Source organism: Vibrio sp. AND4 (genome assembly GCF_000171815.1).
Taxonomy (GTDB): domain Bacteria; phylum Pseudomonadota; class Gammaproteobacteria; order Enterobacterales; family Vibrionaceae; genus Vibrio.
Window position 1 is genome coordinate 196800 of the sequence record NZ_ABGR01000004.1, and the last position, 12617, is coordinate 209416.

At 39.8% G+C, this 12617-nt stretch carries 10 protein-coding genes; 1 reads left to right on the top strand and 9 read right to left on the bottom strand.

The annotated features are described in order from the left end of the window. Window position 1: 1 nt before the first annotated feature. The 5 genes from AND4_RS07570 to AND4_RS07590 all read right to left on the bottom strand — a co-directional run bounded on the left by AND4_RS07570 (window position 2) and on the right by AND4_RS07590 (window position 3458). Window positions 2-478: a hypothetical protein gene (locus AND4_RS07570; RefSeq protein WP_009842357.1), complete on the bottom strand. Its 477-nt coding sequence runs from the start codon at window positions 476-478 to the stop codon at window positions 2-4. Then, a complete protein-coding gene (locus tag AND4_RS07575; RefSeq protein WP_009842358.1) occupies window positions 475-1845 on the bottom strand; it encodes a pilus assembly protein N-terminal domain-containing protein in 1371 nt (456 codons plus the stop codon). Before AND4_RS07575 ends, AND4_RS07570 begins: the two co-directional genes overlap by 4 nt. Continuing rightward, on the bottom strand, window positions 1845-2669 hold the full coding sequence (cpaB, locus tag AND4_RS07580) for a Flp pilus assembly protein CpaB (RefSeq protein ID WP_009842359.1): 825 nt from the start codon (window positions 2667-2669) through the stop codon (window positions 1845-1847). The genes AND4_RS07575 and cpaB overlap by 1 nt, the downstream gene beginning before the upstream one ends. Window positions 2670-2690: 21 nt before the next feature. Then, window positions 2691-3128, bottom strand: coding sequence for a prepilin peptidase (locus tag AND4_RS07585; RefSeq protein WP_009842360.1), 438 nt, complete (start codon window positions 3126-3128; stop codon window positions 2691-2693). A 117-nt stretch (window positions 3129-3245) separates the two neighbouring features. Then, window positions 3246-3458, bottom strand: coding sequence for a Flp family type IVb pilin (locus AND4_RS07590; protein ID WP_009842361.1), 213 nt, complete (start codon window positions 3456-3458; stop codon window positions 3246-3248). A 464-nt stretch (window positions 3459-3922) separates the two neighbouring features. Here AND4_RS07590 and AND4_RS07595 point away from each other — a divergent pair, with 464 nt between their 5' ends. Continuing rightward, a complete protein-coding gene (locus tag AND4_RS07595; RefSeq protein ID WP_009842362.1) occupies window positions 3923-4819 on the top strand; it encodes a LysR family transcriptional regulator in 897 nt (298 codons plus the stop codon). Between the two features lie 293 nt (window positions 4820-5112). Here the strand turns inward: AND4_RS07595 and AND4_RS07600 are convergent, their stop codons facing one another. From AND4_RS07600 to AND4_RS07620, 4 genes are all read right to left on the bottom strand, one after another. After that, window positions 5113-5964 carry a hypothetical protein gene (locus tag AND4_RS07600; RefSeq protein WP_009842363.1) on the bottom strand — a complete coding sequence of 284 codons (852 nt, stop codon included), beginning with the start codon at window positions 5962-5964 and terminating at the stop codon, window positions 5113-5115. 1512 nt (window positions 5965-7476) lie between these two features. Then, window positions 7477-8025 carry a hypothetical protein gene (locus AND4_RS07605; RefSeq protein ID WP_009842364.1) on the bottom strand — a complete coding sequence of 183 codons (549 nt, stop codon included), beginning with the start codon at window positions 8023-8025 and terminating at the stop codon, window positions 7477-7479. Between the two features lie 814 nt (window positions 8026-8839). Next, window positions 8840-10234: a hypothetical protein gene (locus tag AND4_RS07610; protein ID WP_009842365.1), complete on the bottom strand. Its 1395-nt coding sequence runs from the start codon at window positions 10232-10234 to the stop codon at window positions 8840-8842. Between the two features lie 397 nt (window positions 10235-10631). Continuing rightward, complete coding sequence (locus AND4_RS07620; protein ID WP_241210249.1) at window positions 10632-12617, bottom strand: AAA family ATPase; 1986 nt, start codon at window positions 12615-12617, stop codon at window positions 10632-10634.

Below are 12617 nucleotides of genomic sequence, written 5' to 3' on the forward strand. Positions count from 1 at the left end.
ATTATTCACCTATCAATCGAGACTTGTCAGACACTTGCTTTAAACGCATCGATTCAACAAAACAATCTGGTTGCCCAATCCGAGTATTAAACTTGGTTGGAAGGCATTGCTGAGTCTTCAAACGTGTTAGCGTAACGTGTATGTTGAGATCACTCGGCAAAGAAGACTTAGAGCGGTATTCCACTCTCTTCGGTGCGATGATGTGCGATGGATACTGCTTAAAAATGGGTTCTAACATCGTTTTCGTACGTGTTGATTTGTACTCAACAATGTAAGTGGCGCCTTTATCTATTGACTCAATTTTGCGAATAAGTTGCTCAATTTGCTTAACGGTTTCAGTGCGCTTTTTGATGGCAAACTCGAAACTGTGGTTTTCTTTGTATACCACAGCTTCAGCACCATTGCCCCCGAAATACCGTTCGTTTGCACAACCGAGGAGAGATGATGTCAATAAAGCAACCAATAATAGCCTCTTCATTGGATAAACCCTCCTTCTGACAGCAGGCGAATCGTCGCATCAGATGATGCAACTGAATCTTTATTGGACTCTATGTTCAACCAACGAGCTAATGTCGACGTTTTTTTGATGTAAGGTAAGTGCACGTCTTTCGGCTTAATTGGCTCAACTAGGTTTACCGTTGCAACAATAATCAGTTCCGTACGCTTTCTTTCAGTCGTCGCTCTGCGGAACGCAGCGCCTAATATAGGGATATCGCCAATGAAAGGAATTTTCTGCATTTTTTCTAGATCCGCGCTACTCATCAAGCCACCTAGAATAAAGCTGTCACCATCGGCCAACTCAACGGTTGTCAATGCTCGTCGCGACGCTAATTGTGGTACTTTTATACCAGCAGCTTCGACGTAACTTTCAACCTCACTGACTTCTGGTGCGAGTTGCATGCGAATCTTGTCTTGGCTTAAAACTTTCGCTGCTAGGTCGAGCTTAATACCGAACTCTTTAAAGGAAATATTAGTGCCATTGGCGTCTGAAATGATAACTGGCACTTCCCCACCAACCAAAAAACTGGCCGATTCACCTGATAGCACTGTAAGATTTGGTTCCGCCAAAACTTCAGCAACTTGATCATTGCCTAATGCAGTGATTAACGTACTTAGATTGGCCGCATCAAATTGATCGAACACAAACCCACCAACACTAGAGCCCACAGAGTTCCAGTCGACACCGACTGTTTTCCCAAAGGATTCGGTCACCTGGGCAACTGAAATCTTGACGTTCACCTGCTGTGTCGTTGCAACCTGAATTTGCTCGATAATTCCTTCCCAGGTCATATTACGTGCGAAAATCATGCTCTCAGGCTCTTCAAAGGTACCGTGATCGGATTTGAACGACCTTTTACTAGAAGATTCCCATTTCTCTGTTTTTTCACGGCCAAGTAAGTTGGCAACTAAACGGTAGATAGCATCACGGGTCTCTTCTGAGTCAACAACACCGCTAACAGCGACTTGCTCACCCACGGACTGAACCGTGACCTTAGCGTCAGGGAAATGAAATTTAAGCTGACGTCTAATTTGGGTTAAATCTAGGTCAACGATAATTCGGTCCGAAAGCAAAACATCTTCATTAGCCCCATAGACAAGTAAGCGGGAGTGGCCAACGCCCTTAGCAAAAACCACTAATGTGGTATCGTTAATCACCTTGTAGTCTGCGATATCCGGGTTGCTGATAAATACTTTGCCGATGGGCTGTTTAACTGAAATATGCTTACCATCATTGAGCGTAATCGAGCGATCTGCTGCGTAAGTATTTGTCACAAAGAGAAAAACTAAAAGAGCTGACGTGACAACTTTTGTCAATGACTGGCTAATCCGAAGTGGTAACACCATTATAACTCCTCCCTTCGACTCGTTACGTTACCGCGTAACTCATCAATGCCTGTATAATTATCAATAATATTTCGCACTTCAGCGTACTCTGGTTGGTTGTAAGTTTGGCTTCGATATACTTCAATGTGCAAAGTTTGCTGTGCCAAGGCGAGCCTTGCTAAATCATCCGGTTTCACTTCAATGATCACGGTCGTTAAGCTTTCTTCCTTACTTGGGGAGCGCGCGGAAACTGGGTTTTTATCTTTTTCATCATTGCCGATATTGAGCACCTTTACATGCTTAAGGAACATTGACGCTTTAACGCCCTTAAAGCGCTTTGGTTTTTCGGCACCCGTAGCGAGGTTAGCGTTGGGAGAACTGACCGTAAGAATATCAATAAATGTTCCTGGACGAATGTAACCTTTGATTAAATTCTGTGTACTCACTTTAAGTGGGTATAATGTCATCCCATCCTTTATCAAAAGGTCAATGTATCCAGGTTGATCCGGATTAACTTGGTATTCAGGCAACACGACTTCACCTTGTGCCAAGCCTCTATTTAATAAAGCAGAAGGGGAAAAGCTGATTTGGGTATCTTCTCGAATGCCGAGTTTAAGCGCTTTGCTCAGAGGAAGCTGCTGTTTAACCACTCCTTGGGCCTTGATAGCATTCCCTTTTTCATAAACTTCCGTGGTCATCCAAACAGAAACGTACTTTTCTTTTTTGTTCGAAGTTACCGGAGCCGTAGTTATCGCTTGAGGTTCACTTTTGAACAAGTCTATGACACCTAACGCGCCAACTATCAAAGCGACGATAGCAACAAGTAGTACTAGTCGAGATCTCATATTGTGCCTATTGTTAGAGGTTTAAATATGTGGTGTATTTTGAGTTAGAATGATTAAGTAAAATCCAATACTAATTGCTATCCCATATGGAATCCCCTCTTGTGTGTTAGACACGTTAATAGGTAACTTTTGACCGAGCAAATACATAACAGCCAAGAAACCACCAGCATAAGCAGTCATAACGAAGCTCCAAAGTAAGTCGTTAGGCACGATAGTTAGGGATAGAACAGCAGCGTATTTAATATCACCTGCGCCAATCCAGTTCTGAGAATATAAAATGAGCCCAATCCCAAGTATCAGGAAAAAACTAGCAATCTGAATATCTATTGGTGACAAGAAGCACTGAAACACTAGTAATATAAACAAAGTAAGATTATGTATTTTTCGATGTAAGAAATCGACTACAGATACATATAAACACACAATGAACAATAGAAAAAAATACGATTCATAACTCAAACGTCTAGACTCTTTCCTGAATTTACATTAGCTAACATTAATATTTATAACACATTAAGAATTGATAAAACCAGACCAATGCTTGCAAAGGTCTGGTGCTATCATCTATCAATGATATTAGGTTGTTGGTAGTACGCCTTGGATGGTTGATTCTACTTCATCAAATGCAGCATCTAGCTGACCAATAAATCCATCGGTACCTAAAGCAAGTCCTAGTACAACCGCCATTGCTACCGCGATCAACCCGTATTCAATCGCTGTTACACCGCGCTCATCTTTGTTAAACTCTGACAGAAAAAGTTTTGTTTTTACGTATAGTTTAGTAATCATAATTGTTCCTATGTAGTAATTTATAAAAGCGACGTAAGTTTAATTAATACTGTTACACAAGAAAAAATAGCACCTATTGATAAAATCGATAAGATGAGCAAATAACAACCAATATTACAATTGCCAAGAAAGCTTAAAAGCAAGCAATCAACCAAAATACAACAACTTACTTTATATCTTACACTATCATGACAGTGATTATGGCTATTTAATATTTCTAAAATTTGGAATGCATGTCATTAATGAAGTTCTTACCCTAAGAATTAACGAATAGTTAAACATTAAATAATTGATATCAATGATAAACTATTATGCCATGTGGGAATATGTTGGCGACTAGTCTCGATAAATTTAATTTGCCATGCTCTTAAAAAACTGTTGAAATAAGACAACTACCGCGCTATTTACACGAGTAGCAAAGCTAAAACTATAATCTACTTGACTCTAAAAAGGTTGGTCTAATCATGAAACTACAATTCGAAAATATCGTTTCGTTTGTAGCTGTAGTTGAGGAAGGTTCATTTAGCTCCGCGGCTCGTAAGCTTGGTAAATCACAATCTACCGTGAGTACTGCCGTTCAGAATCTAGAATCAGACCTGGGCTTTAGTTTATTTAATAGAGAATATTCTAAAGTACGGTTGACTGAAAAAGGGAAGCGACTATTCCATTTATCTACCCCTGTGGTATCAAAATACCGAGAGTTAGTTACCACTGCGCAGCAGATGAATATATCAGAACAAATTGTTTATCGTGTAGGAATTGACCCACTCGTATTTAATAAAGAAGTGAAGCAAGCACTATTAGATTTCTCAGAAGCTTTCCCGAATGTAGATTTGCTTGTTGTAACCAAACCAAGTTTTGTTTTAGGTAACTACATAAGCGAAGGCAAGATCGATCTAGCATTAGGTAACCCTTACCACAAAACGCGAAACGACTTTAACATTGAAGAACTATTCTATGTGAACTGTTGGTGGGTAGCCCATGAGAATTTAACGTACAGCGACAATACTCTTTTGCAGCGGGTTCTCTTAATGGATGGAAGCGAAGAGTTACTCAATTTGTCTAATTTAGCCGCCTATAACTTATGGCGCCTTGACGATTTAAGCACCATTCTAGACCTTTGTAACGCTCAAAAGGGCATTGCCTTTTTGCCAGAGTTTCTCGTCGAAAAAAACGAAAATGAAAACAACCTCAAACTGAAATTGGTTAATGACCACCCTGATTTGTTTGGCAAGCGAGTTACTGCTTCTCTTTTCTGGCCCATGCATTCTGACTTTAGTTTATTCAACCAATGGATCCAAGGTAAATTAAAGAATAGCGTCAACAACGAGACAGCGTTCGTGCCTAATCTAGTGCAATAACAATTGCCTGTTACGGAAAGTTTATCTTCGTTCACTCTCCTGAATTCAAAACAGCACAAGTACGTGTTTAAACACTATACTCAAAGACCTCAAGATGCAGGGTTCAAGACACAGTGATTGATTCCCTGTCTACCAAACGTAAGTAAGGAAAATAACCCAGCCTAATCGCCGAGTTTTTCTCGCTGAACTTGGCCCCCCGCGGTTACTTGGTATATATAGTGCAAAGCGAAGTTACACCCCGCGAACCGCCCGAATCCTGCTTTAAAGCCTTTATTCTCCAGATAAGTGAGACATCACCCACCATATAAAGCTCTACTCATAAAGGACTTCATTCCTTCAGGAAACTCGTATTCAAACCACATAAAGAAGTTTCCAGCGACAAAATAGTAAGAGACACACAATAAAATCGATATGGAAATGATATTGCTCCAAAAATGTGCGTATTTTCTTGTTCGCTTTGCAAGCCAAGGCTCCTCGCAATTATCTGATACTACATAATTGCCCATAATCGCAAAGTAAGTTGTTGATAAGATGAGCAAAATCATAGAGAAAAAGAGTAATAAAACACCCGCAATGTGGAACATGAACCATTTAAAGTCTAAATACGAGAAATAATCACTTAACCCCAAAAGGCCATTTTGATTTACGAGTCGTTGACTATAAACGAAGTTCGTAGGTGCATAATTAGGCGTTATTGCTTTATTGACAATATGCGACATTGCTACAAAAAAAACACAGTAGAATGCTAAATTTGCAAACCAACGCCATCCGGCGAACTTACCTATTAAAAGGTTATGAATCATGCCACCTGACCAAAGAGAAATGTTAAAAACGGTCAGGTAGTACAAAGAGTTGAGTACCTCCAATCGATTGAATACATATACAGCCCCAGCAATGAAGAGAATAAACCCAATGACAAACATTATTCCTTCATCACCCGAATACTCATTAGGTTGATTATCTCGTAGCTTTATAATAGTGGTCACGCTCACAGGGGTGATATGCATACCTTTATGACTCGCTCCCACCACTTTGTTATCTTTGAAGGTATCCACAATCAGGCCTAAAATGAGCCCTAAGATCATCACAACTAATGCGATGTATATGTCCACTTCTTTTGACTTAAGTATTTCTAGAAATTCCATTGTTAAACTGAGTTTCCTTGTATTTTTGGTTCCTTGTTAAGGTGTGAGGCTTGCAATACATAATCTTGGAAATAACACCTTAACCACTAACCCCGTGCTCACTTCAATACTGCTTTCCAATTTAAAAAGGCGAGTTTAAGTAGTCCAAATACCGGACAGTCACAGGTAACTTCTCTTTGATAGGCATATTCACCTTGGAACAATGCATCCTAGCGCTTTGCTTGAACGACGCTATTTCTCGTTTGCAGAACTGAGCAAGGGCCCTACCTCTTCAGAGGCAGTGTGTGGTTAACGACCAATGCAGACAGAAACCAAAGTTACTGACAACTGTATCGTCAGCATTTAGATTTTGAATTGACATATGTTTCCTGACACTTAAACGATGAATGCTATCACTATATGGACGTATAGTTTTATTTCAAGCAATTGCATATATTTTACCTCTCATTTTATAAAAAATATTCATTTTATAAATCTATTTTTATGCAGGAGACGACTGCTTGTCATGATAGACCATGCGAAACACAGAATGTTAATGCCATTGCCAATCAACAAACTGCGCTAACGGCTGGTTAACCCTTCTTAGCACCAGCAGAATTTCGCTGAAATGAATTGCGAAGAGATGAGTTCGAAAGCGCTTCAGGTGGGGACGAGTATTACGTTTTCCGTGGGTTGGGCGTGCTTTCGGTGGCGCAGTATAGCAGGCACAAAAAAGCCACCGTAATCGGTGGCTGTTGGGAAGCGGAGTGAAGCAAGCAATGTTCACTAATCGAGCATATGTTGGCTCCAGCCAAGAATACCTGCTGGTTTCCAATTCAGATTAGAATCAGCACAAGTATCAAAATTGTAAAAACGTATCAAAGATTTTTTACCTGCTGCTTTTGTTGACAATAGACTACTATACAGGGCCTTACATGATTCGGGAGGGACTCCATTGTACTGTGAACTAACAGAACAAAGTTGAGTTGCGGTAGGGCCACCTTCCAACCCAACAAACAAAATTCAGCTATCAATGTGCAAGGCGAGATTTGTAATTTTTCCTTTACAATCTATTCGACTGAAAGCTGGAAAAGCCAGCCCTATACTCAATATCATAACTAATAACTTTTTCATTTTAGCTCCTTTGCAATTAATCACTTCTGAATTCAAATAAGTAAGTAATTGATTTTCCAATATGATAAGACGAAGCAATATACATTTATAAAACCAATAAGTTAATCTTCCCCGAACAAAAGTTGCGAAAAAATGAGATCGAAAACGCTTCAGGTGGGGAGGAGGAGTGCGTTTTCCGTGGGTTGGTCGTGCTTTCGGTGGGGTTATGTGACAGGCGTAAAAAAGCCACCGAAGGGTGGCTATTGGAGGTAGTCGCACTTAAAACTTGATACTAAGCCATTAATAAGTCTTTGAATTCTAGAACCAAACTAAAACATTGTGCCATAAACACTAAATTTGAAGTAGAAGCAAAAGTGCCAAGCGTTGTGAATCCCTCTTAAATTGCTTGTTATGAAGAAGCTACCCACAGAGCATCGGCAAAAGTAAGACTTCACGCACGTTAACACATTTTTCTGTAACGGACGTCTTTTTAGTTTTGGATAGATAGTACTTACCAGAGATCATATCTTTTGCTAAAGTTAGACTACTTATAGTACTTAAACCATCATCAGCGTACTGATTGAAGATCGTCTTGTGAACCTGCCTAAAGATGTATGTTTTCTCTTTTTCAAAGTTCATGGTAAGACTATCACCGGCCATTGTACCCGTTTTCTTACCCTTACCTCGCCAGGAAATAGTATGCTGACCTGGCGATACCTGAAAATGAACATACTCACCGTAGAACAATTTAGCAATATACTCTTTTTGACCGTCTAGCGTATAGGCAACATCACCAAAGATAGTCTTATCCTTAGCGTGTAAATAGTAAATATAGATATCTACAATATCGCCACTAGATTCTGATTCTAGCTTAAAGTCCTTTATTGCTTCTGACATTTGTTTTGGGGTTGGACCCGAAGCACAAGCGGTTAATAATATTGACAATGATAACAACAATACTTTCTTCAATTTACAATCTCCGATTTAGATTATTCATAACAGCTTTATTAGATAGAAAAATTCTGCATTTAAATACAGCATTCATCTATCTAGTTATCTTATGCAAGACAGTGTACACATTAATATGCCACATATTCAATAACTTATCTATCGCGTATGATTCATTACTTAACAAAATACAGAATTTTTCTGCATAGCTCGCCAACTGTGGCTCATCTAGGTAAGCACGCCCATTCAGAAGGACAAAAAGACGGCCTCTAAAATTGTAGAACTGTATAAATCCTCACCATAATTTAGCACCATGACCCGTCATTTAGGGAGATTCATGGTGTCATATGAGCATAATTTACCCAGAATGTGATGAGAGAGCACGCATACAAAAACCGTATTTCAGCAACTTATATTGCGTCCCGTGCGGGACCACTCCTATCTCACTCCATTTCTAGGATAGATTTATCGTCGATTTTTGGCCTTTGGTGAAATTCTAAAGTTTCAGCCTCTGGTCTAAGTGAATTCGTTCTTTGAGCTGACTCGCAGCCGATCTAGTTTAGGGTAGAACGAATATTCAACTGGATTATTATCACTCTGCCCACGGGGAGAGGGCGATAACAACTTTGCTTGCAAACCACAAAGGCTGCCAGATTGGCAGCCTTTTTTTGTTGTTATTGCGCTAAGAAGTGCTGAGCTACTTTTGGACATAAATGAATCAGCATTCTTACTAATTTAGAGAAAGATGAATCAACACAAATATAGCGCTCCATGAGTTAGCCCCAGTTTATAAACTAACTGCCAAGGCTAACGTTTTATGAGGAAATATTAGGTACTATTTTATACGTGAGTCACGATTTGAATTTAGATAGTCGTTGATCAGCGAGTTTCGGTAAGTACCAAATGGTGCATCACTTGCTGAGTCTCTATGAGTGAGATATCGGCCTTGTAACCGGACTGTATCGCCTGAACTAACAAAAAAGCTAACAGAGTCACCCGTGTCTAATTTTAGGCTTTTGGCAGTAAGCACATCATTGATGTATAAGCTATCGATATAAGTAGTCTCGTCTTCCAACTCGGCAATTGTGAACTGTTTTACATTCTCAGGGACAGTAAAAGAATCTGAGACGGTAGTGTTTTGACCATCTGGAAGCAACTCTCTTATGTATACTTCCTGATCAGAAGTGAAGAACAAATGTGGGCAGGAACCACATTGCCATGCTCTGTTTATTGTATACATGTTGGTAATATCAAAGTCATGTATGCCTACGGAGTGATTTTTGTTTTGGCTTTGAAAACCAATAGATTTTGGTGCAATGACCGTACCAAAACTCAACATTTCTTCTAAGTCGGCAGGCGACCCTGATTGATGGCTTAGTTCCCTAAACCATTCTCCATCGGCAAATTTCGGGATTCTAGAGATTTCATTTGTTGTTATGCCTCCGATTGGAGTAATCAATATGCTTACAGGGATAACAACCGTTTCATTCGGCTTTATAGGTGCTCTAGGTAAAGTATAAGCTAGAGATTTGAGAGCAGCCTTAGAAGTGCTCTCGAAGGTTTGACTCAGGTGTGTTTCACTTTCTAATTGCTCAAAAATAATGTTGGTATCAGAGTTATTTGTAATGGTGAGGAATACCCCCCAAACACCTCTTAATATATACTCTTCGATCAAAGGTACCCCCCAACAGCCATGCTCGTAGGTTCCGATGAGTGCTATCGAAAACTTCTCGTGAACCTTATGATCAAGCATTGCTCTTGTCAGAGGGTCATCTTCTGAGAGCTTTTCAAGCTCCTCAAACTTAGGTGATCTAATAGTATCAAAGTAAGGAAACCTGCCTTGTCTCCCTTCAACAACCTCAGCTTCAGGGTATTCTTTTAAGTAATCTTCAACACTATTAAAGTTATTCCCATATTTACCCAAATCTCGATATATTCCGCTATCACCCCTTGTTAGCTCTTGAAGGGAAGTGAATACATTGTTTTCAACAAGCAACGGATTCATCACAGGGATAACTTCTAAGTTCCTGTTTGCTATAGCAATTAGATCATCAAAGGACTGTGATACCAGATATTTGATAGTCGGTTCTGGAAGAGAGGTCTGTGACTCGTTCAAAAATGCCTTAAGTTCCTCAAGAGAAAATTGAAACTGAGGGTTAATATGAACATCTCTCCCTGCCTGAATGTTAATAGACTCATCACCAGAGTCTATCTTCTGCTTGTTGAACATTGTTACTCCTAGAAACGTGTATCTCTGCCAGATTGGATATTTATGGATTTCTTGCCTGACTTTATCTTTTGATTAGCCAAACTGCGCTTGTTCCGTATCTTTATTGTGAGCACAGCCAACAGAACTGCGGCAATACCAGAGATTACGTACGTTCCAAGACCACTAAATAACCACTCATGATTATCCTGTAGGTATTTTATTAACTTTTCAATGAGTTCCATCATGTTCTCTGAGTTGAATTTAGTAAAAGAAGATTTGTATTGGGCACTAGAACGCCGATGTTCTCAAGTTAAAATTTGCCTCAACCAAGTTCCTGAATCTTTGAGATGAGATATCCTCTATGCGTGCCCAATGTCGGGTAGAGATAGCGGGGGTTGCATATCCCCCCCCTATAAACCTATTTCATTCGTTTATTGATAAGTTTGAATAGCGACTCAAAGCTATCGATTACTTCTTCTGGAAGATAGTTTTCTTTTCCTTCGGAGAGTTTACCCATAAATACTCTTGCTGGTTTTGCTTTTACAAACTGCTTCTTTAACCCGAAATCCTTCATCGCTTTTTCGAATCGTTTACAGACCCTTGGAATATTATCGTTGTATTTGAGATCACCAGTTATTTCATCCCTGTAGGCTTCCTCTGCGAGAGAAAGAAAGTAATCTGAACCAAAAAGGTCTTCAATATCCAATTCATCGACATCGCTATCTATTGCTTCAGAGACTAAGATGACGTTTCTTTTAGATAGCTTGTGATTAGCTATCAAATCGGTCTTAGTGGCAATTGCATCTTTCTCATGATCGAGTAACACCAATAGATTGAGGTGTTGAGACGACAACAAACTCACTAAGTATGGTATTTTTTGGGCCCCTCCGGCTGGAGTTATAGTTATTTTATCCATTAGACCTGTCCTACCCAACGATTTCAGGTATTCAGACATCGAGGACAGGTACCAAAAATCCGTAACCCCTTCAACAACCAAATTGTTTGAACCGATAAATAGCGACTGAGAAACTTCATATCCGAGCGCCGCTTGTAAAGGGAATAACGTAGTTGAATCACCAGTGGGATCATTAGTAACTGTTGTTCCTTTTTCTTGGCATATATTCACGGTCTTAACCGTAGAAAGTTGCTTTGTTGGGACCAAGAAAGGTGAATGCGTTGTATAAATAATCTGATTGCTAAAGTCGTCATCAAGATGTTTTAACAAGTCACTTTGAGATTTTGCGTGCAGATAAAGTCCTGGCTCATCTAGAAGAATGATCGCATTTTCTGCATCCCCGCCGTGTGTATCTGCAAAAAACGTAATATAGAATGAAAAGAACCACCTAAAACCTCGGCTCCTTTCGTTAAGGTTAACTTCAACATCATAAGTAGACGTTGGGTCAGATACGTAAGTATCAAAGAAGTTGCCATCCAAATTGAAGCGGACTTTCAACTCGCGGTCTGTCCATAAGCGTCTAATCTCACGGGTAACAACAGCCCCTGCTCTATTAACGAGCTGGTTTCGTGTCTCAGGATCTGATTCTAACTCTTGGAGCTCAGATGGGTCTATATCCGCAACCTTACACAATTTAATGAAACCCTCGTCCTCCGCAGTCAACTGGTGATTTTGTCTATGCTGACTAAGGATGCTGAGGTTTTGATGTCCATCCAAATGTGGGTATTCATCGATATATACAAAAACAGGGAGGCATTCAATTATAAAGTTAAATGCTTTTTTCTCTTGTTCGCCATCATCTAAAGCCTTAACTATCTGCTCGAACTCATCTTTCAGGTCGAGGAATTCGTCTTGTTTTTCTAACGTGTATTGCGCGGCACCTCTAAACACTTGGTCATATTGGTCTAAAACTGCTTTCAACCAACTATTGGCAGATTGTGTTACAGTTGCTTTCAGCATGCTTACCTGCTGCACAGCAGTATCGACGCTATCAGCATTTTCATCGGTTTTTAAAACATCTAGTAGCGTAACTATTTTATCAATGTTTCTGTTTATTGCTTTTATATCTAAGCTCTGGTTTTTTAAGCGGGATAAACCAATATATCTAGTGCTTCCGTATCGGCGGGAAATAGTGACAGTTGAAACCTCAGACGCTCTAGGAAAAATTGAAGACAGGGATTCTCTATCTTTCTGTGACAGCCTCCATTCGGTGTTAAGGAATGGTGTGTTTTCATCCTGTTCAGCAAGTCTGCGATCGCGCGGGAAGTTCTTTATGGCTTCAATATCAGTTATGCCACCCGGAGGATTTAAGTGTTGAAGAGCAAGCAAAATGTTAGACTTGCCACTTTCGTTACGACCTAGTATGGCTGTTAAATCATTTGTCGTAATCTCACCACTATCATTGATTGAACGAAAATTTCTAACTCGGAACTTAGTAAGTTTCATCAT